This is a genomic window from Streptomyces sp. NPDC002057, assembly GCF_040296665.1.
Taxonomy (GTDB): Bacteria; Actinomycetota; Actinomycetes; order Streptomycetales; family Streptomycetaceae; genus Streptomyces.
On the sequence record NZ_JBEOXR010000051.1, the window covers coordinates 16,114 to 38,017 of the forward strand.

Below are 21,904 nucleotides of genomic sequence, written 5' to 3' on the forward strand. Positions count from 1 at the left end.
TCGTCTCACCATCCGAACCCGGGTTGGCCCCTGCCCGGCGGCGGGGTCCATACTGTCGCCATGCGCAAGCTCACGACCTTCGTCTTTACCTATGGCAACCGGCCCACCGGCTGCCATGGTCGTGCTGCTTGAGCAACTGACAAGCGACTTCCCAGGCGCCCCGGGCCGACAGGCCCGGGGCGTTCTGTTGTTCCCGGGCCGGTTCGCTCCGGGGCATCCGACACCTCAGGAGCCCCACCATGACGACGAACACCGCCACCCCCGAGAAGACCGGCGCCCGCACCGACGAGGCGGCGGCGCTGATCGGTGACTCCCGTGAGCGGATCGACGCGCTCGACGATCGGATCATCGGTCTCATCCAGGAACGGATGGCCGTCTCGGCCGTCATCCAGGAGGCGCGGATCTCCTCCGGCGGTCGCCGGGTGAACCTGAACCGCGAGATGGAGGTCCTCGGCCACTACCGGGACGCGCTGGGCAAGCCGGGTACGGCGCTCGCGATGACGATGCTGGAGTTGTGCCGGGGGCGCATCTGAGTGGGTGCCCGGATCTGAGTTCGGGCCCGCTCTCACCCGTACGGCGCGTGACCGGCTCCGACCCGTCTTCGTTGGTCCAGGTGTCCGTGCCAGCCAGGGGCGGGCCGTAAGAAACCACGCGTGGCTTCGCTGGGGCGTGTGGCGTACCTCCGGTACGTCGTGGGACCTCGCACCAGCGCTTGTGACCGGGCAGCAGGGGACAGCAGCCCGGTCGCCCAGAAGGAGCGGTCGGTCCCGGGGACGCCCGGGGCCGGCCGCAACCGGCATCAGACAGCGCACTTCTCCGAAGACGTCCCCCGCCCTCCCGCTCCCACCCCTCCCCGCGGCGCAACCCCCCGGCGCCGCCCCGCTCGGTACCGCCGCTGCCCTGACACCGGTGCCGACCCCAAGGGCCCCGCGCCGCGACCGGAATCGCGCCACGGGGCCCTTGCATGCGCCCGCCTCATGTGTGACACGCGTCACATGAAGATCTCGTGCAACCGCTACAACCTTCTCCGCCGATCGCGGGTCATCTATGCAGCAACACCAAAGCTGGTGGGGGCGCTGCACTCGGAGGGGGGTGCAGCGCCCTTTCCTGTCTTCCGAGCCTAGAACGCCGGCAGCCGCTCCGGGCCCGACCACCGTCAGGCCACTCCGAGCCCGACCGCCTTCAGGCCGTACCAGGCCCGGAACGCCGGCAGGCCGCTCCGGGCCCGACCGGCGTCAGGACTTCTTCGGCGGGACCGCGGGCATGCCCAGGAACGGCAGCCGCAGGGCGCCGAAGGCCTCGGCCGGGACCGCGGGGGACTTCGGCTCGACCGCCGTGAGCCGTACGTACGCCTCGCCCTGCCGCGGTCGTGTGTCCTCCTCGCCCTTGTTCGGCCAGAAGGACATGGCCCGCTCCGCCTGAGCGGTGATCGTCAGGGACGGGTTCACCCCGAGGTTGGCGGAGACCGCCGCCCCGTCGACGACGGAGATCCCCGGGTGGCCGAAGAGCCGGTGGTACGGGTCGATGACGCCGGACTCGGCGTCGGCGCCGATGGGGCAGCCGCCGAGGAAGTGGGCGGTGAGCGGGGTGCCCATCAGCTCGCCGACGTTGGAGCCGGCGAAGCCGTTGATCTCCTCGGCGAGGAGGGTGGCGGCCCGGGTGGCCTCCGGGATCTGGACCGGGTTCGGGGCGCCGTGCCCCTGGCGGGCCGTGAGCAGGCCCTTTCCGAGGCCGCCGGGCTTGCGGTAGGTCGTGAGGGAGTTGTCGAGGGACTGCATGACCAGGCCGATGATGGTCCGCTCCGACCAGTGCCAGTTGGAGAGCGAGCGGGCGGCCTGCGTGGGGTGCTTGAGGAGGTTGAGGAACCAGTTGCGCACCCGGTGGGCCCCGTAGGGCACCTGGAGGACGGTCAGGCTGCCCATGGAGTTGGAGCCCTTGCCGTACCGCACCGGCTCGATGTGGGTGTTGGCGTCGGGGTGGACGGAGGAGGTGATGGCCACGCCCCTGGTGAAGTCGGCCTTCTCCTTGCCGTGCCTCTTGCGGTAGCGGCGGTCGGTGGTCTGCGCGCCGACCAGGCCCTCGGAGTTGGTGCGGGTCAGCTCGCCGAGCCGCTGGGAGATCCCGGGCAGCAGTCCGCCGTCCCTCATCCGGTGCAGCAGGGTCTGGGTGCCGTAGGTGCCGGCCGCGATCACCACCCGGCGGGCGGTGAACGTGCGCCCCTTCCCCTTCCTCCGCTGATCGGTGGGGAGGGTCCTCACCGCGAAGCCGCCCCGCGAGTCCTCGGTGACGGTGACGACCGTGGTCATGGGGTGGACGGTGGCGCCCGCCTTCTCGGCGAGGTGGAGGTAGTTCTCGTTGAGGGTGTTCTTGGCGCCGTGACGGCAGCCGGTCATGCACTCGCCGCACTCGGTGCAGGCGCGCCGGGACGGGCCCGCGCCGCCGAAGTACGGGTCGGCGACCTCCCCGCCGGGCTTCGCCTTCGCCGTGCCGTCGGCGTCGTCGCCGTCCCCGAAGAAGACGCCGACGGGTGCCATGTGGAAGGTGTCGCCGATGCCCATCGCCTGGGCGGCCGCCTTGAGGTGCACGTCCGAGGGGGTCGTCGTCGGGTTGAGCCGGACGCCGAGCATGCGCTGCGCCTGGTCGTAGTACGGCCGCAGCTCGTCCTGCCAGTCCGTGATGTCCTTCCACTGCGGGTCGTCGAAGAACGGCTTGGGCGGTACGTAGAGGGTGTTGGCGTAGTTGAGCGAGCCGCCGCCGACGCCGGCGCCCGCGAGCACCATGACGTTGCCGAGCAGGTGGATGCGCTGGATGCCGTAGAGGCCGAGGGCGGGGGCCCACAGGAAGTTCTTCACGTCCCAGGAGTTCTTCGGCAGGGTCGCGCGGGTGAAGCGGCGTCCGGCCTCCAGGACGCCGACCCGGTAGCCCTTCTCGGTGAGCCGCAGGGCGGTGACCGAACCGCCGAAGCCGGAGCCGACGACAAGGACGTCGTAGTCGTGGACGCCGTCCTCCACCTGCTCCTGATTTTGGGTAGGGGGTACCGCGGTCATGGCTCTCCTCGTACGGAAAGGGGCGGAAACGGTCGGGGAGTCCGGCGTCAGCGCAGGCGCAGGGCCTTCATCGCCTTCAGGGACACGCTCATGAACGCGGCGTACTTCTCGTCGTCCATCCCGAAGGAGGGCGCGAGCGGGATCAGCCGCTGCTGGGCGACGGTCTGGGCCTCGGTGTACTTGAGGATGCCCTCGGAGCCGTGGCGGCGGCCGAGGCCGGAGTCCTTCATGCCGCCCATCGGGGACTGCACGCTGCCGTAGGCGGGGGCGTACCCCTCGTTGATGTTGACGGTGCCGGTACGGAGCCGGGCCGCGACGGCGTGGCCGCGGCGCGAGTCCTTCGTCCAGACGGAGGAGTTCAGGCCGTACGGGGTGGCGTTGGCGAGGGCGATCACCTCGTCCTCGTCGCTGAAGCGGTAGATCGAGACGACCGGTCCGAAGGTCTCCTCACCGCAGACGGCCATCGGGGCCTCGACGCCGTCGAGGATGGTCGGCTCGTAGAAGAGCGGGCCGATGTCGGGGCGCGCGACGCCGCCGGCGACGAGCGTGGCGCCCTTGGCGACGGCCTCCTCCACGTGCTTCGTGACCGTCTCCAGCTGCCGCTCGCCGACGAGGGAGCCCATGTCGGCCCCGTACGCGAGGGAGTTGCCGAGCCGCATGGCCTTGGTGCGGGCGGCGAAGCGGTCGAGGAAGACGTCGGCGACCGACTCGTGCACGTACAGCCGCTCGATGGAGATGCAGAGCTGTCCGGCGGAGGAGAAGCAGGCGCGGACGGCGCCGGCGGCGGCCTTCTCGATGTCGGCGTCCTTCAGGACGAGCATCGCGTTCTTGCCGCCGAGTTCGAGGGAGACGCCGACGAGCCGGGCGGCGGCGCCCTGGGCGACCTCGCGGCCGGTGCGGGTGGAGCCGGTGAAGGAGACGTAGTCGGCGTGCTTGACGACCTCGGGGCCGACGACGGGGCCGTCGCCGAGGACGACCTGGAAGACCTCGGCGGGCAGTCCGGCCTCGATGAGCAGGTCGCGGGCCCACAGCGCGGTGAGCGCGGTCTCCGTGTCGGGCTTCATGACGACGGCGTTGCCCGAGACGAAGGCGGGGAGCGCGTCGCCGACGGAGAGTTCGAGCGGGTAGTTCCAGGGCGCGATCTGGCCGACGACCCCGCGCGGCTGGCGCAGCTCGGTGACCTTGGTGAGGGTCGGTACGACGCCGGTGTGGTGGCGGGGACGCAGGTAGGAGGAGGCCTTGCGGCCGTAGTGGCGGGCGGCGACGGCCACCGCCTGCACCTCCTCGTGGGCGTGCAGGCGCGCCTTGCCCGTCTCCAGCTGGATGAGGTCGAGGACCTCGGCCTGACGCTGGAGGACGAGGTCGTGGAAGCGGAGCAGGACGGCGGCGCGGGCCCTGACCGGGGTGGCGGCCCAGGCTTCCTGGGCGGTACGCGCGCGCGTGAAGGCCTCGGCGACGTCCTCGGGGGTGGACTCGGGCAGGTCCGCCAGCTTGGCCCCGGTGAAGGGGGTGTGGTTGGCGGTCCGGCCGGAGCCGACGACGCCGCGGGTGAGCCGGGCGACCACTTCGGGCGTCACGACGTCGGCGGCGGTGCGGGCGCCGGCGGGCGCGGGCGCGACCGGATTGGTCGCCGCGGCGGGCGCGGCGGGAACCGAAGGGGCGGCGGGGGCCTGCGAGTCCGTCATGAGGGCGAGCGTAGGCGGCGTTCCGGCCTTTGGGTACCCGTCGGTAACGCGTTTTCACCGGGTACGCACATCACGCCAGCGATCACTGGCACATAAGCCCTGATCAGGGGCTTACGACTGAGGAGAGGCCGCCGGCGGAGATTTCCCCGAGGGGTCCGGTGACGTCGCCGAGGGAAGGTTCGCCCCCTCAGTCGCCCGGCGCCCGCCAGTGCTGGAGGACGACGTCGAACTGCTGCCGGGTGGTCTCCCAGCTCGACTCGGGGGCGGACATGTAGATGGCGTACTCCGTGCCGTCGTCCTCGTAGTACATCAGGTCGATCGCCCGCCGCGGCCCGGGGAAGTCCTTCCGCTCGGTCCAGCTGAACTCCCACAGACACGAGCGGACCTGGTCGCGGTAGGTGGTCTGGTTGAGCTTGATCCGCTTGTAGTCCATCCGCTTCTCCAGGACCCGTTCGAGGTCCAGGGAGTGCATGTACGGGTTCTCGAAGTCGGGGCTCCTGTCGATGCTGATCCGGATCCGGTGGTTGCCGTTGTCCGGGGTGTAGTCGACCTGGTCGCCCTCCGTCTGCCGCTTCCAGCCCTTCGGTACGAGCAGGCTGAAGCCCTTGGGGTCGTCGACGCGCTGCCAGCCGTCCGGGATGACCTTCCCGCCGCCCTGGGCGGCGGTGGAGGGGGCGGAGCCGATGGCCGTGGGGCGTCCGGCGTTGCCGTTCCGGTCGCCGCCCGCGTAGTTCATGGCGGCGAAGACGCCGCCGCCGGCGACGAGTCCGGCGAGCACGGCCGCCAGGACGACGGTGCGCCAGCGGCCACGACCGGAGGCCGGCGCCGGGACGGCGGACGGCGGGACCGCGGTGAGCGGCGAGGCGGCGGCGGGGTGGTGCGGGCGGGTCTCGGGCCCCTGGGCACTGTGCGGCCCCTGGGCCGGGTGGGGTGCTTGAGCACCGTGGAGTCCCTGGGCCGGGTGGGGCCACTGGGCCGTGCGAGCGCGTCCGGAGGTGCGGGAGGCGCCCGTCGGACCCGTGGCGTCCCGCGCGCCCTCTCCGTCGTCCTCCTCGCTCAGCTCCACCAGGTCGAGACCGAAGGCGGACCCGTCCCCCGAGGGCTCCAGGTCCTCCCTGGCCACCCGCTGGGTCGGCACGTACGCCTGCGCCGCCGCCGGGGTCCGCCCCTCCATCGCGTCGAGCAGCATCCGCCCGGCCTCGTCCGCCTGCGGCCGCTGCTCCGGGTCCTTGCGCAGCAGGGCCACGATGACGGGGGCCAACGGGCCCGCCTTCTCCGGGTACGGCGGCTCCTCGGCCACCACGGCCTGCATGGTGCTGATCGGCGAGGTGCGGCGGAACGGCGAGCTGCCCTCCACCGCCGTGTACAGGGTGGCGCCGAGGGACCAGAGGTCGGAGGCAGGGCCGGGGTCGCCGCCCCGCACCCGCTCGGGCGCCAGATAGTCGATGGAACCGACGAGTTCACCCGTCCGGGTGATCGTCGCGTCTCCCTCGATCGCCGCGATCCCGAAGTCGGTGATCAGGACGCGCCCGTCGCGCGCCAGCAGGACGTTGCCCGGCTTGACGTCGCGGTGCAGCACCCCGGCGGCGTGCGCGGCCCGCAGCGCGCCCAGCACGTGCAGCCCGATCCTGGCCGCCTCGTGGGGATCGATCGCGCCCTTCTCCTTGGCGGCGTCGGCGAGCGACGGACCGTCGACGTACTGCATCACGATCCACGGACGGTCGTCGTGCTCCAGGACGTCGTGGACGGTCACCACACCCGGGTGCGTGATCCGCGCGGCGGCCCGCGCCTCCTTCTGCGTCCGGGCGTGCAGCACGAGCCGGTCGGCCTCGGCCACGAACCGGCCCGCCGTCAACTCCTTCACCGCCACCACGCGGTGCAGTACCTCGTCGTGCGCGCGCCAGACCTTGCCCATGCCGCCGCGCCCGATGGACTCGCCCAGCCGGTAGCGACCGGCGAGCAACAGCCCCGATCCTGTGCTCTGAGAATGTTCCACGTGCCCCCGCCTGTTCCTTCGGATGCCAGGTTACGGAGGGGGGACGGGGTGACGGAACCTCGGGGCGGTCATAGGAACAGCACTGTGACCGGGGGCCGGTGGCCGATCCGGGCGCTCCCGCCGTCCCTCCCCCCGTTCAGCGGCCCGGCCGGAACGCCTTCGTGGCCTCGTCGAAGATCTCCGAGACCTTGTCGCGCCGGTCCTTCGGGCCGATGACCTGCACGACGTGGTAGCGACCGCCGTCGATGAGGGCGAGGTTGCGGACGAACACCTCGCGGCCCGTACTGTCCAGCCACCAGTAACTCCCCGTGGCCGTCGCCGTCCTGCCGATGTCGACCCGGCGCACCTCGTCCACGTCCGCCCAGCTCGACGTCCGCCACGGATCCAGTTCGCGCTCCCTGGAGTTCTGGTACTCCAGCGGATCGGAACCGTTGTCCCGGACACTGTCCCGGCCGGGGACGACGATCATCGTGAAGTCGCCTCCGGTGTAGCGCACTTGCCCGGCGTCGTTGATCGGGCTGCGCCGCCACCCGTTCGGCACCCCGATCCGGAACCCCTCGGAGTCCTGGCGCAGCGTGTACCCGGCGGCGAGAGCCGGAGCCGGGGGATCTCCGGCGGGCGGGGTGGTGCGCGGCGCGGTGGGCCGGCCCGTGGTCGGCGGCGCCGTCGTGGCCGGGCGGCTCGCGGGCGCGGTGGTGCGCGGGGTCTGACCGGCGGTGGGAGTGGTCGGCCCGGCGGGCGTCTCCCCTTCGCCGGGCATGAACAGGACGGCGTACGCGACGACCCCGCCGAGCAGGAGGAAGACCAGGATCAGGAGCGTACGGCCGAGGGCGCGCGGGGAGCCGGACGGACGGGACGACGACGGGCGCGCGGTGCGCGGCGCCCTGACCGCGCGCTGCGGGATCTCCTCGTGGTACGAGTCGTGGAACTCCTCGCGGAAGTCCCCCCGCGCGTCCGCCCGTACGGGGTCGGGCTCGCGTTCCCGCGGGTGCGGGTCCTCCCGGTGGACGGGCGGCCGCGGGTCCTTGCCGCGCTTGTGGCGGTGGCGCCCGGCGCCCGCTCCCCCGCGCCTGCGGCGCACCAGCTCGCCGCGCCGCCGCACGATCGGCAGCCGCGCCTCGTCGAAGGACGGCAGCGGCACGATCCCGACGCCGGCCTCCGGCTCGGGAGCCGAGCGCACGAGGGAACGCAGCCAGCCGCGCAGCTCCTCGAAGTCGGGCCGCTCGGTCGGGTCCTGACGCAGCAGGGACTCCACGACAGGGCGCAGCGGCCCGCACTCCTCGGCGAAGGCGGGCGGCTCGGCGCAGACCAGCTGGACGAGCTCGGCGGCGCTGTCCTCCGGGTAGGGGGCGTGCCCCTGGACGGCCCGGTAGAGGAGCGCGCCGAGCGCCCACAGGTCCGTGGCGGGGCCGATGGGCGGGGCCAGGCGCCAGTTCTCGTGCACGGGTCCGGCCTGTTCGGGCGCCCAGCGCTCGGTGACGGCGCCGACGACCGCGATCCGGGTCTGCCGGGCCCGCTCGGCCGCCAGCCGGGTGGTGGGGCCGCGGTCCGCCTGCGCGGGGATGGCGACCGGCGCCGCCTCCCGGCCGCCGGCGGGGGCCGGGAGCAGGGCGGGGTCCGGGGTCGCGGCGGTGTAGCCGGCGGGCAGGGCCGGCCGTCCCGAACCGGGCAGCACGGGACCGCGGCCGGGGCCGGACCCGCCACCGGCCGGGATCGGCGCGGAGCTGTCGCGGGAGGCGTGCGGGCCGTCGCTCCAACTGCCCTTGAGCATCACGCGCGGCGGCGGGCCGGAGCGTGGTCCGGGGTCGCCGTACGGCTCGTCGCCGTCGCCGTCGTCCTCGTCGTCCTCGTCGTCCGCCACGCGCGCCCACCACTGCGGCTCGGGCGCACCGGCCGCCTGCGCCGTCGGCGCCGGGGGCGGCTCGGGCGGATCCGCCGGCGCGGGGCGCTGGGCGGGGAGCGCCCCGGTCTCGCTGAGCCGGGCGGCGGCGCGGGCGCCGGCGCGGTAGGCGGCGATGGCCCCGGCCCGCGCGGCCCGCACGTCCGCGGTGGGCGGCGCGGCCACGGGCCTCGTCTCGGCGGCGGGCCGCTCCGTCGACCGGCCGTAGGGGTCGACACCGTATGTGCCGGGGGCGGTTCCGTAGGGGGAGCCGGTGGGGTCGGTGGGGTCTGCGTCGGGGTCGGTGTCGGAGTCGGGGCCGAATCCGGATGCGGGGTCGACGTCTGTGTACGGGTCGGCGCCGGAATCCGGGTCGGTCTCGACGTCGGGGTCGGTGTCGTAGCCGGTTCGGTGGCCGCTGTCGTAGCCGGGTCCGTGACCGTTGGGTCCGTAACCGTCGTCGGGTCCGTAGCCGTCGTCGTAGTCGGGTCCGGGGTCGGTCTCGTACCGGCCGGGTGACTCGGTGGAGGGCTCGGCACCGTAGCCGTAGCCGTACTCCGGCGCCGCGACCGGCTCCTCGCCCCTGTCCGGGTACGGGTCCGTCCCGTACGGGACCAGCGCGTCGGCGTAGGGGCCCTCGTGGACGACCTCGTGGGCCTCCTCGTAGACCTCCGCCTCGTACAGGTCGGAGCCGTACTCCCCGGAGCCGTACTCCCCGGACGCGTACTCCCCGGACTCGTCCCGCTCCGATCCGTACCCCTCGGGGTCGTACTCCTCCGCCGCGTACTCCTCCGCCCCGTACTCCTCCACCGGCGCCGACCACGACGGTGCGGGCGACTCCGGATCCGGTACCGGCGCGTATCCGCAGAGGGCCTCCTCCGCGGCGCCCACCGCGAGGCCCGTGAGGACCACCCGGCCGTCGTCGCAGACGAGTACGGTCCGGGCGGTGATGTTCCGGTGCACCCAGCCGTGGGCGTGGAGCGCGCGCAGGGCGGTGAGGACGTCGGCGCCGATCTCGGCCGCCCGGTACGGGTTGAGCGGCCCTTCGGCGAGGAGGGCGGCCAGCGGCCGGGCGGCGACGCGTTCGCTCACTATCCACAGCGAACCGGCCTCGGCGAAGACGTCGAAGACCTGGTCGAGGAGGGGATGGTCGGGGATCTGCGCGGCGGCCTGGGCCGCCTCGATGGCCCGGCGCACGACGGGCTCGGCCGGGCGGCGGGTCGCCCGCCCGGCGCTGCCGTACGGACCGGCGCGGCCGTCCTCGCCGTCGAGCACCTCGGCGTCGACGAACTCCGGCAGCGGCACCTGGCGGACCAGGACCTCCTGCCCGCTGTACGTGTCGAAGGCGCGCGTCTCCGCCAGGTCGTACGCGTCGGCGTCCGCCGGCGGCAGCGGCAGGCGGTAGCGGTCCGCCAGCACCCTTCCCGCGTAGTCGTCCACGACGCCTCCCCACGCGCGCACGCTGTCCCCCGTGGACCCGCGGACCCCCGTGATCGGGCGGGGTCACGCGAGTCCGACAATTCCGGTCCGGCACCGTGCAGTTATCGGCTCTGTTCGACTGTGTACGGTCCTCGAACCCTCACGATACGGGGCCTCGGTCAGTCCTTGGGGCTGAACGTGGCGAACGCCGTCTCGCGCAGCGTCCTGCACTCCGCGCCGTTCCACTCGTCCGCCTTGCAGCTGATCATGATGGAGTAGCCGTGCTTGGCGTCCACCTTGAAGCCGCGGTTGAGCACGTGGACGCGCATGCCCTGCTGGACGCGCTCGAACTCCCAGTCGGCGACGGTCGGGTAGCCCTTGTACGAGACCGTCCTGATGCCGAAGTGCTTGTAGCCCTTGCTGGTGGCGGCGACGCCTATCTTGCCCAGCTCCCAGGCGGCCGCCGCGTCGTCCTTCGGGCTGGCGTTGAAGTCGACCTGGATGCGCGGGAAGCCGCCGCTCGCGCTGAATATCCCGCCACCGCTGTAGCCCGGGATCGAGCGCACCGTGAAGTTCGAGGGCATCGCCATGGAGAAGTGGAAGCGCTCGTTGGTGACGAGGGTGTAGCCCGCGGGCAGCTGGGCGCCCGTGCCGCCGTCGGGCTTGCCGGACGGCGTGGCGCCGTTGCCGTTCGACCCTTCGGTGGTGCCGGTGGTGCCCGTGGCGCCGGCGCCCGTGGTCCCGTTGGTGCCGGTGTCGCCGGGCTGTGCGCCGCCCTGCTGGCCGGGGCCGCCGGGCGTCTGGCCCTTGCCCCCGTCGGAGCCGCCGGAACCGCTGGAGCCGTCGCCGCCGGCCGAGGCACCGGCCGAGGCCGTGGTGCCCCCGCTGTCCTTGCCCTGGTTGCCCTCCTCGCCACCGCCGAGGGAGACCGCGAGGATCGTCCCGAGCAGGGCGAGGACGGCGACCGCCGCGATGATCACGAGCGTGCGGCGCGGTACGACATCGGTCAGCGACGCGCGGGCCGGGTTCGGCCTGCCGCCGCCGTGCGCCGACGCGGTGCTCGCCGCCGCCGTCGCGGCCGTCCGGGAGCGCGTCGGCTTCGGGTCGGCCTTCACGGAGGCCGCCGCGTTGCGTACGGACTTCAGGGCGCCCCGCATGCGGTCGGCCGTGGCGTCGGGCGCCTTGTCGGCGGCCGGGGCGTCGGGCGTGCGCTCGGGACGCGGCGGCAGCGGTACGACCCTGGTGACCTCGGGGGAGACCGGGGGCGCCGCCTCGGGCGCGTCGAGCACGGCGAGGAGCAGGACGCGGGCGCGGGCGTCGTCGAGCCGCTGGGCCGGGTCCTTGGCCAGGAGGCCGTAGATGACCTTCTCCAGCTCGGGTCCGGAGTTCTTCGGCGGGTCGACCGGCTCGGTCATCACCGCCGTGAGGGTGGCGATGGCGGAGCCCTTGTCGTACGGCGGGCTGCCCTCGACCGCCGCGTACAGCAGTCCGCCGAGCGACCACATGTCGGCGGCGGGGCCGGGCTTGTGGCCGCGGGCGCGCTCCGGGGAGATGTACGAGGGGGCGCCGACGAGCATGCCGGTGGAGGTGATGGAGGGGTCGCCCTCCACCTGGGCGATGCCGAAGTCGGTGAGGACGACCCGGCCGTCCTCGGCGATCAGCACGTTGGACGGCTTCACGTCGCGGTGCAGGATGCCCTCGCGGTGCGCCGAACGCAGCACGTCGAGGATGGCGAGGCCGACCTCGGCGGCGCGCCGGGGCGTGAGCGTCCCGTCCTCGCGCACGGCGTCGGCGAGGGACTTGCCCTCGATGAGCTCCATGACGATCCACGGACGGTCGTCCTCGTCGACGACGTCGTACACGGTCACGGCGCCGTTGTTGCGGATCCGGGCGATGGCCTTCGCCTCGCGCAGGGTCCGGGTGATGAGGCGTCGCTTCTCGTCCTCGTCGATGCTGGTGGGGAAGCGGAGTTCCTTGACGGCGACGGTACGGCCGAGGGTCTCGTCGACCGCGCGCCACACGGTGCCCATGCCGCCGCGGCCGAGGATCGCGCCGAGCCGGTAGCGTCCCGCGAGGAGACGGCCTTCGTTGACCGGGGCCTTGCGCCCCCGGTCGCCACCGGTGGTGCGGGCGCCGCCCGCGGCCGGCCTGCGGCCGCTCTCGCCGTCGCCGTCGCCCGCGCCGAACCCGGCGCGCCCGGTCGACGGCTCGGTCCCGCGCAGCCGTCCGGCGGCGGAGGCGTCCTGAGCGTCCTTCACCGCCCGGGGATCCTGCGCGTCCTGAGCGTCCTTCACGTTGCGAGCACCCCCGGTGTCCCGGACGTCCGCCGCGCCCGCGGCGTCGCCGGGGCTCACGGGCGCCGCCCGATCCACCGGTTCCGCCGAGTCCTGTGCACTCTGCACATCACCCGCGTCCCCCGTGTCCCGGCCGTCACCCGCAGCGTCCGAACCCTGCTTGACCTGCGCGTTCTCCGCGTCCCGCGCCGGCTTGCGCGCGGCCGGGACCGCCCCTCGGTCGCCGTCGGCCGAGGCCCCCGCGGCGGCGTCCCGCCTGGGGTCCTTCGCCGTGTCCCGCGACTGCTCCGCCTCCGACATGCGTCCCCTCTGCGATCCCTGATCTTCGCCGCGTCTGCCGCTTCCCGCGCGATGCGGTAACCCGCCCTGGAAGAGAGGCCATTGTCCCTCACCTCGGGACGGGTGGCGCCCCCGGGTCCGTACTCCGGGATGACGACGCCCCCGCACACCCCCCAGGTTCCCACCCGACGCGTGCGGCGCAGCCGTCCTGTCAGATCGGCACGATGTCCGGCGCCCCGAGCCGGGCGGCGTCCGCCGTCAGGTCGTCGGGCTGCCGCTGCGACTCCCGTTCCGCCTCGACCCGCTTGTCGTAGTGCTCGACCTCCTTCTCGATCTGGAGCTCGTCCCAGCCGAGGACCGGCGCCATCAGCTCCGCGCACTCACGGGCGCTGAGCGTTCCCCGGTCGAAGGTCTCGATGGAGATCCTGGTCCGCCGGGTGAGGACGTCGTCGAGGTGGCGCGCGCCCTCGTGGGAGGCGGCGTAGACGATTTCGGCGCGCAGGTAGTCGTCGGCGGCCGCGAGCGGCCGGCCGAGTGCGGGGTCCTCGGCGATGAGGTCGAGGATCTGCTCCGTCAGGGAGCCGTACCGGTTCAGGAGATGCTCGACGCGGACGACGTGGAGGCCGGTCCGCGCGGCGATCCTCGCCCGCGCGTTCCACAGGGCCCGGTAGCCTTCGGCGCCGAGGAGCGGGGTGTCCTCGGTGACGCAGGGGGCGACGCGCTGGTCGAGGCCGTGCACCGCCTCGTCGACGGCGTCCTTGGCCATGACGCGGTACGTCGTGTACTTGCCGCCGGCCACCACGACCAGACCCGGGACCGGGTGGGCGACGGTGTGTTCGCGCGAGAGCTTGCTCGTGGCGTCCGACTCGCCGGCGAGCAGGGGGCGCAGGCCCGCGTAGACGCCCTCGACGTCGTCGCGGGTGAGCGGGGTGGCGAGCACGGTGTTCACGTGCTCCAGGAGGTAGTCGATGTCGGCGCTGGACGCGGCCGGGTGGGCCTTGTCGAGGTCCCACTCGGTGTCGGTGGTGCCGACGATCCAGTGCCGGCCCCAGGGGATCACGAAGAGCACGGACTTCTCGGTGCGCAGGATGAGCCCGGTGGAGGAGTGGATGCGGTCCTTGGGGACGACCAGGTGGATGCCCTTGGAGGCGCGGACGTGGAACTGGCCGCGCTCGCCGATGAGGGCCTGGGTGTCGTCGGTCCACACCCCGGTGGCGTTGACGATCTGCTTGGCCCTGATCTCGTACGCCACCCCGGCCTCGACGTCCTGGACGCGGGCGCCGACGACCCGCTCGCCCTCGCGCAGGAAGCCGATGACGCGGGCCCGGCTCGCGGCCAGGGCGCCGTAGGACGCGGCGGTGCGCACGAGGGTCGTGACGAAGCGGGCGTCGTCCATCTGGGCGTCGTAGTACTGCATGGCGCCGACGAGGGCGTCCTTCTTGAGGCAGGGGGCGACGCGCAGGGCGCCCCGCCGGGAGAGGTGCCGGTGGACGGGCAGGCCTCGGCCGTGGCCCGAGGAGAACGACATCGCGTCGTACAGCGCGACGCCGGAGCCCGCGTAGAACCGCTCCCAGCCCTTGTGCTGCAGCGGGTAGAGGAAGGGGACCGGCTTCACCAGGTGGGGTGCGAGCCGCTCCAGGAGCAGCCCGCGCTCCTTGAGCGCCTCCCTGACCAGGGCGAAGTCCAGCATCTCCAGGTAGCGCAGGCCGCCGTGGATGAGCTTGCTGGACCGGCTGGAGGTGCCGGACGCCCAGTCGCGGGCCTCGACGATGCCGGTGGAGAGCCCTCTCGTGACGGCGTCGAGGGCCGTCCCGGCGCCGACCACTCCGGCGCCGACGACCAGCACGTCCAGCTCGCGCTCGGCCATGTCCGCGAGCGCTTCGACGCGCTCGGCGGGTCCCAGTGTCGCTGTCCTCACGGCTGTTGCCTCCCGTCGTCCCCCGTCGTACTCCGGTCGTTCCAGCACGCGAACCGGGCCACGCGGTCCGGCTCACAGCTCGATTCTGTCCCTCCCGGGCGACTTCAGCCACCGCCTCGCCACCGACCTGTGGATAACACTCGACGACCTGCGGCTACGCAATGCCGCATATCGGTCATATTTACGCCTAGTCTGACATTGCGCTCGACCCGTTCTGTCCACCGGGCTTGCGCGTCGAGTCCCCTCCGGCTACTGGGAAGGACGGCCCACCCATGCCCGCTGATCTCGCCGTCATCGGCCTCGGCCACCACGGACTCCCCCTGGCCCAGGCCGCCACCGCCGCGGGCATCGACACCATCGGCTACGACACCGACCCACGCCCCGCCGCCGAACTCGCCGCCGGCCGGTCCCCGGTCGACGGCTCCCTCACCGTCCCGGAGATCCGCCGGATGCTCTCGGGGGGCTTCCGGCCCACCTCCGACCCCGCCGAACTCGGCCGGGTCCGCACCGCCGTCCTGTGCGCCCCGACCCCCCTCGGCCCGGACCGCGCGCTCGACCTCACCGCCGTCACCGACGCGGCCCGCGTGCTCGCCGCCCGGCTGCGCCCGCACACCACCGTCCTCCTGGAGTCCCCGGTCCCGCCGGGCACCACCGAGGGACTGCTCCGCGAGGTCCTCGAAACGGGCTCCGGCCTCCGCGCCGGCCGCGACTTCCATCTCGCGTACTCCCCCGGCCGCCTCGACCCCGGCAGCCGTACCCACGGCTTCGCCGGCACCCCCAAGGTCATCGGCGGCCTCACCCCGGCGTGCACCGAGTCGGCGGCCGCCTTCTACGGCCGGCTCACCGACAAGGTGGTACGCGCGCGTGGCCCCCGCGAGGCGGAGACGGTCAAACTCCTGGAGACCAACTTCCGGCACGTCAACATCGCCCTCGTCAACGAGATGGCGGTCCTCTGCCACGAACTCGGCGTCGACCTGTGGGACGTCATCCGCTGCGCCGAGACCAAGCCCTTCGGCTTCCAGGCCTTCCGCCCCGGCCCGGGGGTCGGCGGTCACGGCGCCCCCGTCGACACCGTCGGCGCCCACCGCCCGCTGCGCCTCGTCGAACTCGCCGGCCAGGTCAACGAACGCATGCCGGCGTACGTCGTCCAGCGCGCCGCCACCCTCCTCAACGAGCACGGCAAGTCGGCCCGCGGCGCCCGGATCCTGCTGCTCGGGATCACGTACAAGCCCGACCTCCCCGACCGCCAGGGCTCCCCCGCCGACGAGATCGCCCGCCGCCTCATGGACCTCGGCGCGGCCGTCAGCTACCACGACCCGCACGTCCCGGACTGGCGCGTCCGCGAGCTCCCCGTCCCCCGCGCGGACTCCCTCTACGAGGCCGCCGCCCACGCGGACCTCACCGTCCTGCTCCAGCACCACCGCACGTACGACCTCCAGGGCCTCGCGGTGAAGGCACAGCTCCTCCTCGACACCCGGGGCGCCACCCCGACCGGCACCGCCCACCGGCTCTGAGCCGCGCGGCCACCGGCCGAAACCCACTGTTCCGCTGTCACACCCGGCTGCTAGCCTCCGGGCCTCTCGCACACACATCCGTGCGACGTCGTCCCTGGGGGGATCCACAGCATGAGCCAGCCCGTTCCGCCGCCCGGCAACCCGTTCGCCGGCGGCGCCGCGCCCGAGCCCTACCCGGTCGCGCCGCCGCCCGCCCCCGCCCGCGACAACGTGGTGCTCGGTCTGGTCGCCGCCCTGGTCGCGGCGCTCGTCACGGCCGGTGTGTACGGCGCCCTGATCGGCGGCATCGAGCGCGAGATCGGCTGGGCCGCCGTCGGCGTCGGCTTCCTCGTGGGCCTCGCCGCCGGCAAGGTCGGCGGTCGCAACCCCGTCCTGCCGGTCGCCAGCGCGGTGCTGGCCCTGGGGGCCATCTACCTCGGCCAGCTCGTGGGCATCGCGATCCTCGTCTCCGAGCAGCTGGACGCCTCCGCCCTGGACCTCTTCCTGGAGGAGTTCGGCCTGATCACCGACGCCTGGAGCGAGAACAAGGACGCCCTGACGTTCCTCTTCTTCGGTCTCGGCTCCTTCGCCGCCTTCTCCGGCGCCAGGAAGGCCTCCGCGTAGCCGGACCGCCGTACGCCGAGGGGCCCCGCACCGGGTGGTGCGGGGCCCCTCGGCGTACGTACGGCGGATCAGCGCTTGTGCTGGGAGTCCGCGACGGTGACCTCGACGCGCTGGAACTCCTTGAGCTCGCTGTAGCCCGTGGTGGCCATCGCGCGGCGCAGGGCGCCGAAGAAGTTCATCGAGCCGTCCGGGGTGTGCGACGGGCCCGCGAGGATCTCCTCGGTGGTGCCGACGATGCCCAGGTCGACCAGCTTGCCGCGCGGCACGTCCTCGTGGACGGCCTCCATGCCCCAGTGGTGGCCCTTGCCGGGCGCGTCCGTGGCGCGGGCCAGCGGGGAGCCGATCATGACCGAGTCGGCGCCGCAGGCGATCGCCTTCGGCAGGTCGCCGGACCAGCCGACACCGCCGTCGGCGATGACGTGCACGTACCGGCCGCCGGACTCGTCCATGTAGTCGCGGCGGGCCGCGGCCACGTCGGCGACGGCGGTCGCCATCGGGACCTGGATGCCCAGCACGTTGCGCGTGGTGTGCGCCGCGCCGCCGCCGAAGCCGACGAGGACACCCGCCGCGCCGGTGCGCATCAGGTGGAGCGCCGCGGTGTACGTGGCGCAGCCGCCGACGATGACCGGGACGTCCAGCTCGTAGATGAACTGCTTCAGGTTCAGCGGCTCGGACGCGCCGGAGACGTGCTCGGCGGAGACCGTCGTGCCGCGGATGACGAAGATGTCCACCCCGGCGTCGACGACGGCCTTGGAGAACTGCGCGGTGCGCTGCGGGGAGAGCGCGGCGGCGGTGACGACACCGGAGTCGCGCACCTCCTTGATGCGCTGCCCGATCAGCTCTTCCTTGATCGGGGCGGCGTAGATCTCCTGCAGACGACGGGTCGCGGTCGCCTCGTCCAGCTCGGCGATCTCGTCCAGCAGCGGCTGCGGGTCCTCGTACCGGGTCCAGAGACCTTCGAGGTTCAGGACGCCCAGGCCGCCCAGTTCGCCGATGCGGATGGCGGTCTGCGGCGAGACGACCGAGTCCATGGGAGCGGCCAGGAACGGCAGCTCAAAACGGTAGGCGTCGATCTGCCAGGCGATCGAGACCTCCTTCGGGTCCCGGGTGCGCCGGCTCGGGACGACGGCGATGTCGTCGAACGCGTACGCCCTGCGGCCGCGCTTGCCGCGCCCGATCTCGATCTCAGTCACGATGTGTGGCCTTTCCCTCTACGTCTGCGCCTACCAGTATCCCCGACACAAGCGTGGGGGGCGGCTCCGGCCACATGCCGGAACCGCCCCCACGCGTCGCGCTGTGTTACTTCCTGCTGTAGTTCGGCGCCTCGACCGTCATCTGGATGTCGTGCGGGTGGCTCTCCTTGAGGCCCGCGGAGGTGATCCGGACGAACCGGCCCTTCGACTCCATCTCGTCGATGGTGGCCGCGCCCACGTAGCCCATCGTCTGGCGCAGACCGCCGACGAGCTGGTGCAGCACGTTGGCCAGCGGGCCGCGGTAGGGCACCTGGCCCTCGATGCCCTCGGGGACGAGCTTGTCGTCCGAGGCCACCTCGGCCTGGAAGTAGCGGTCCTTGGAGTAGGACCGGCCCTGGCCGCGGGACTGCATCGCGCCGAGCGAGCCCATGCCGCGGTACGACTTGAACTGCTTGCCGTTGATGAACTGCAGCTCGCCCGGGGACTCCTCGCACCCGGCGAGCAGGCTGCCGAGCATCACGGTGTCGGCGCCGGCGGCGAGCGCCTTGCCGATGTCGCCGGAGTACTGCAGACCGCCGTCGCCGATGACCGGGACACCGGCCGCGCGGGCGGCGAGCGCCGCCTCGTAGATGGCGGTGACCTGCGGGACGCCGATGCCGGCGACCACCCGGGTGGTGCAGATGGAGCCGGGGCCGACGCCGACCTTGACGCCGTCGACACCGGCGTCGATCAGGGCCTGCGCGCCGTCGCGCGTCGCGACGTTGCCGCCGATGACGTCGACGCCGACGCTGGACTTGATCTTCGCCATCCAGTTCAGGGCGTTGCTGTTGTGCCCGTGCGAGGTGTCGACGATCAGGAAGTCCACGCCCGCCTCGGCCAGGCCCTGGGCGCGCTCCAGCGCCTCGGGGCTGGCGCCGACGGCCGCGCCGACGAGCAGCCGGCCTTCCTTGTCCTTGGCGGCGTGCGGGTACTTCTCGGCCTTGACGAAGTCCTTGACCGTGATGAGGCCCTTGAGGATGCCCGTCTCGTCGACCAGCGGCAGCTTCTCGATCTTGTGGCGGCGGAGCAGCTCCATCGCGTCCACGCCGGAGATGCCGACCTTGCCGGTGACCAGCGGCATCGGGGTCATGACCTCGCGCACCTGGCGGCTGCGGTCCGACTCGAAGGCCATGTCGCGGTTGGTGACGATGCCGAGGAGGCGGCCGCCCTGGTCGGTGACCGGGACGCCGCTGATGCGGAACTTGGCGCAGAGCGCGTCGGCCTCCGCGAGCGTCGCGTCCGGGTGGACGGTGATCGGGTCGGTCACCATGCCGGACTCGGAGCGCTTCACGAGGTCGACCTGGTTGACCTGGTCCTCGATGGACAGGTTGCGGTGCAGCACGCCCACGCCACCCTGCCGCGCCATGGCGATGGCCATGCGGGACTCGGTGACCTTGTCCATCGCCGCCGAGAGCAGCGGGATGTTCACGCGGACGTTGCGGGAGATGCGGGACGAGGTGTCGACCGCGTTCGGGAGGACCTCGGACGCGCCCGGCAGGAGCAGCACGTCGTCGTAGGTCAGCCCGAGTGTCGCGAATTTCTCGGGCACTCCGTCGACGTTGGCAGTCATGACACCTTCCCAAATGGCCTTGATCGGTGCGGGATGTCCATGCTAACGGGCCGAAGCGGTGTCTCATTCCACGATCAAGATCAGCGGCGAGCTTTGGACGTTCCCACGTGTACGAAAGGGACGACAAGCCCCGGTGAGACTTACTGCTCGGCCAGCGCCCTGAGCCGGCTGAGCGCGCGGTGCTGCGCGACCCGGACGGCGCCGGGGGACATGCCGAGCATCTGCCCGGTCTCCTCGGCGGTCAGTCCGACCGCGACGCGGAGCACGAGCAGTTCGCGCTGGTTCTCCGGGAGGTTGGCGAGCAGCTTCTTGGCCCACTCGGCGTCGTCGCTGAGGAGCGCGCGCTCCTCGGGGCCGAGGGAGTCGTCGGGCCGCTCGGGCATCTCGTCGGAGGGCACGGCCGTGGATCCCGGGTGCCGCATGGCGGCACGCTGGAGGTCGGCGACCTTGTGTCCGGCGATGGCGAAGACGAAGGCCTCGAAGGGTCTGCCCGTGTCCTTGTAGCGCGGCAGCGCCATCAGGACGGCGACGCAGACCTCCTGGGCCAGGTCCTCGACGAAGTGCCGGGCGTCGCCCGGGAGCCGGTTGAGGCGGGTGCGGCAGTACCGCAGGGCGAGCGGGTGGACCCGCGCGAGCAGGTCGTGCGTGGCCTGGGCGTCGCCCTCGACCGCGCGGCGGACGAGCGCGCCGATCTCCCCCTGCCCGGCAGGCATGGGGGACCCCACGGTCTCGTCGTCGCGCATCGCTCCATGGTGCCCCGACGCTTCCGCGTTCGTGGCACCGCGTCCGTAGTTGTGCACCGAAGCGTTATGAGCAGGTGCGCCGGAACTCATCTCCCGCGCCCTCCCCTCCCGCTCGATCGACTCGTCCCCGAGGAACTCCACACCTCAAGGATGCGTCATTCGGCGGGGAAGTGACACAAGCCCACCCCGTCCACCCCACGACGGGCGTGGGTGAGGACGGGGACGTGGCGGGTGACCTGCGATTCAGCGGACCAGGCCCCAGCGGAACCCGAGGGCGACGGCGTGCGCCCGGTCGGAGGCGCCGAGCTTCTTGAAGAGCCGCCGGGCGTGGGTCTTGACCGTGTCCTCGGAGAGGAAGAGCTCGCGCCCGATCTCCGCGTTGGACCGGCCGTGGCTCATGCCTTCGAGGACCTGGATCTCGCGCGCGGTGAGGGTGGGCGCGGCGCCCATCTCGGCCGAACGGAGCCGGCGCGGGGCGAGCCGCCAGGTCGGGTCGGCCAGCGCCTGGGTGACGGTGGCCCGCAGTTCGGCGCGCGAGGCGTCCTTGTGCAGATAGCCGCGGGCGCCGGCGGCGACCGCGAGGGCGACGCCGTCGAGGTCCTCGGCGACCGTGAGCATGATGATGCGGGCGCCGGGGTCCGCGGAGAGCAGCCGGCGGACGGTCTCCACGCCGCCCAGACCGGGCATGCGTACGTCCATCAGAATCAGGTCCGAGCGGTCCGCGCCCCAGCGGCGGAGGACTTCCTCGCCGTTGGCCGCGGTGGTCACGCGCTCGACGCCGGGCACGGTCGCGACCGCGCGGCGGAGCGCCTCTCGGGCAAGCGGGGAGTCGTCGCAGACGAGGACGGATGTCATGCCTGACCTCCGCGGCTCTCGCAGCTGTAGCGCGTCACCTTGAGCCTCCAGGGCTGTACGTAATCGTCACCTGTGCGATTGACGCTCTCGGACACCTGCCCGATCGCTTGTTCCTTCAACCGCCACCGCACTCTCAACGACGGTCACTCGAAAGAGTTACGGGTCGGACGGCAGGCTTCGGCACTCTACGTGAGGGGTCGTGCGCGGAGGAGAGCGACGCGCGCCTTCTGTCCATCGGCGAAAGCTATGCCCCATTTAGCGGCTTTTCTTCCCTTTTCGCGGTGTCTGTGGCTAGATTCGCAATGAGTCATATTTACATCTACTTAGACAGTAGGTGTACCGACCCGAGATCCGTCGGAGCCCGAGGAGCCCCGGCCATCAGCCATCCACCCGCCCACCTATCCGTTCGACACGGTTTCAAGGGGACAAGCGCAATGGCAGATTTCTCCCGCCTTCCCGGACCCAACGCCGATCTGTGGGACTGGCAACTGCTCGCGGCCTGCCGCGGCGTCGACAGCTCCCTGTTCTTCCACCCCGAGGGAGAGCGCGGCGCGGCACGGAGTGCGCGTGAGAACTCGGCGAAAGAGGTCTGCATGCGGTGCCCGGTGCGCGCGGAGTGCGCGGCACACGCACTCGCCGTGCGGGAGCCCTACGGCGTCTGGGGCGGCCTCACCGAGGACGAACGCGAAGAGCTCATGGGACGCGCGCGCAATCGCCTGATCACCGCGGCGCCGACGGCCCCGTCGGCCGCGCCCGTGGCATCCGTGACATCGATGACGACATCGGCGTCGGCAGCAGGCCGGCCGATTGTGGAGCGCATGTGAAGGAACGTTTCCTCAACTAGCACCGCGCAACACCGGGAACCAGTAC

General features: G+C 72.6%; 14 protein-coding genes. 4 read left to right on the plus strand and 10 right to left on the minus strand.

From position 1 onward, the window contains the following. Window positions 1–239: 239 nt before the first annotated feature. Window positions 240–533, plus strand: coding sequence for a chorismate mutase (locus ABT129_RS30095; protein WP_351907890.1), 294 nt, complete (start codon window positions 240–242; stop codon window positions 531–533). Between the two features lie 702 nt (window positions 534–1,235). On the opposite strand, the gene ABT129_RS30100 is transcribed toward ABT129_RS30095, so the two are convergent. From ABT129_RS30100 to ABT129_RS30125, 6 genes are all read right to left on the minus strand, one after another. Next, on the minus strand, window positions 1,236–3,047 hold the full coding sequence (locus ABT129_RS30100; protein ID WP_351907892.1) for a GMC family oxidoreductase N-terminal domain-containing protein: 1,812 nt from the start codon (window positions 3,045–3,047) through the stop codon (window positions 1,236–1,238). Between the two features lie 47 nt (window positions 3,048–3,094). Next, complete coding sequence (locus ABT129_RS30105; RefSeq protein WP_351907893.1) at window positions 3,095–4,732, minus strand: succinic semialdehyde dehydrogenase; 1,638 nt, start codon at window positions 4,730–4,732, stop codon at window positions 3,095–3,097. A 187-nt stretch (window positions 4,733–4,919) separates the two neighbouring features. Further along, window positions 4,920–6,728, minus strand: coding sequence for a serine/threonine-protein kinase (locus ABT129_RS30110; RefSeq protein WP_351907894.1), 1,809 nt, complete (start codon window positions 6,726–6,728; stop codon window positions 4,920–4,922). Between the two features lie 136 nt (window positions 6,729–6,864). Beyond that, complete coding sequence (locus tag ABT129_RS30115; protein ID WP_351907896.1) at window positions 6,865–10,047, minus strand: serine/threonine kinase C-terminal domain-containing protein; 3,183 nt, start codon at window positions 10,045–10,047, stop codon at window positions 6,865–6,867. Window positions 10,048–10,205: 158 nt separating this feature from the next. Further along, the gene (locus ABT129_RS30120; RefSeq protein ID WP_351907898.1) at window positions 10,206–12,620 is read right to left on the minus strand and encodes a protein kinase domain-containing protein; all 2,415 of its coding nucleotides are present in this window, start codon (window positions 12,618–12,620) and stop codon (window positions 10,206–10,208) included. Window positions 12,621–12,810: 190 nt separating this feature from the next. After that, complete coding sequence (locus tag ABT129_RS30125; RefSeq protein WP_351907900.1) at window positions 12,811–14,517, minus strand: glycerol-3-phosphate dehydrogenase/oxidase; 1,707 nt, start codon at window positions 14,515–14,517, stop codon at window positions 12,811–12,813. Between the two features lie 272 nt (window positions 14,518–14,789). On the opposite strand from ABT129_RS30125, the gene ABT129_RS30130 reads away from it, so the two are divergent. Together ABT129_RS30130 and ABT129_RS30135 are read left to right on the plus strand one after the other, a co-directional pair. Further along, window positions 14,790–16,031, plus strand: a complete 1,242-nt coding sequence (locus ABT129_RS30130) for a nucleotide sugar dehydrogenase (RefSeq protein WP_351907902.1) — start codon at window positions 14,790–14,792, stop codon at window positions 16,029–16,031. A 111-nt stretch (window positions 16,032–16,142) separates the two neighbouring features. Next, window positions 16,143–16,634 carry a hypothetical protein gene (locus ABT129_RS30135; protein WP_351907904.1) on the plus strand — a complete coding sequence of 164 codons (492 nt, stop codon included), beginning with the start codon at window positions 16,143–16,145 and terminating at the stop codon, window positions 16,632–16,634. 68 nt (window positions 16,635–16,702) lie between these two features. Here the strand turns inward: ABT129_RS30135 and ABT129_RS30140 are convergent, their stop codons facing one another. The 4 genes from ABT129_RS30140 to ABT129_RS30155 all read right to left on the minus strand — a co-directional run bounded on the left by ABT129_RS30140 (window position 16,703) and on the right by ABT129_RS30155 (window position 21,034). After that, window positions 16,703–17,827 (minus strand): GuaB3 family IMP dehydrogenase-related protein, encoded by a 1,125-nt coding sequence (locus ABT129_RS30140; protein ID WP_266895555.1) that lies wholly within the window; start codon window positions 17,825–17,827, stop codon window positions 16,703–16,705. Between the two features lie 106 nt (window positions 17,828–17,933). Beyond that, the gene (gene guaB, locus ABT129_RS30145; RefSeq protein ID WP_351907906.1) at window positions 17,934–19,436 is read right to left on the minus strand and encodes an IMP dehydrogenase; all 1,503 of its coding nucleotides are present in this window, start codon (window positions 19,434–19,436) and stop codon (window positions 17,934–17,936) included. A 140-nt stretch (window positions 19,437–19,576) separates the two neighbouring features. After that, window positions 19,577–20,179 carry a sigma-70 family RNA polymerase sigma factor gene (locus ABT129_RS30150; RefSeq protein WP_056552247.1) on the minus strand — a complete coding sequence of 201 codons (603 nt, stop codon included), beginning with the start codon at window positions 20,177–20,179 and terminating at the stop codon, window positions 19,577–19,579. A 243-nt stretch (window positions 20,180–20,422) separates the two neighbouring features. Next, window positions 20,423–21,034 carry a response regulator transcription factor gene (locus tag ABT129_RS30155; protein ID WP_003948568.1) on the minus strand — a complete coding sequence of 204 codons (612 nt, stop codon included), beginning with the start codon at window positions 21,032–21,034 and terminating at the stop codon, window positions 20,423–20,425. 434 nt (window positions 21,035–21,468) lie between these two features. On the opposite strand from ABT129_RS30155, the gene ABT129_RS30160 reads away from it, so the two are divergent. After that, entirely contained in the window at window positions 21,469–21,858 is a 390-nt protein-coding gene (locus ABT129_RS30160; protein ID WP_351907908.1) for a WhiB family transcriptional regulator, read from the plus strand. Window positions 21,859–21,904 lie beyond the last annotated feature (46 nt).

Excerpts from the sequence above, each read along its gene's own strand:
- guaB (WP_351907906.1), bottom strand. The coding sequence starts at position 19,436 with ATGACTGCCAACGTCGACGGAGTGCCCGAGAAATTCGCGACACTCGGG.
- ABT129_RS30135 (WP_351907904.1), top strand. The coding sequence starts at position 16,143 with ATGAGCCAGCCCGTTCCGCCGCCCGGCAACCCGTTCGCCGGCGGCGCC.
- ABT129_RS30095 (WP_351907890.1), top strand. The coding sequence starts at position 240 with ATGACGACGAACACCGCCACCCCCGAGAAGACCGGCGCCCGCACCGAC.
- ABT129_RS30155 (WP_003948568.1), bottom strand. The coding sequence starts at position 21,034 with ATGACATCCGTCCTCGTCTGCGACGACTCCCCGCTTGCCCGAGAGGCG.
- ABT129_RS30130 (WP_351907902.1), top strand. The coding sequence starts at position 14,790 with ATGCCCGCTGATCTCGCCGTCATCGGCCTCGGCCACCACGGACTCCCC.
- ABT129_RS30100 (WP_351907892.1), bottom strand. The coding sequence starts at position 3,047 with ATGACCGCGGTACCCCCTACCCAAAATCAGGAGCAGGTGGAGGACGGC.
- ABT129_RS30160 (WP_351907908.1), top strand. The coding sequence starts at position 21,469 with ATGGCAGATTTCTCCCGCCTTCCCGGACCCAACGCCGATCTGTGGGAC.
- ABT129_RS30120 (WP_351907898.1), bottom strand. The coding sequence starts at position 12,620 with ATGTCGGAGGCGGAGCAGTCGCGGGACACGGCGAAGGACCCCAGGCGG.
- ABT129_RS30150 (WP_056552247.1), bottom strand. The coding sequence starts at position 20,179 with ATGCGCGACGACGAGACCGTGGGGTCCCCCATGCCTGCCGGGCAGGGG.
- ABT129_RS30105 (WP_351907893.1), bottom strand. The coding sequence starts at position 4,732 with ATGACGGACTCGCAGGCCCCCGCCGCCCCTTCGGTTCCCGCCGCGCCC.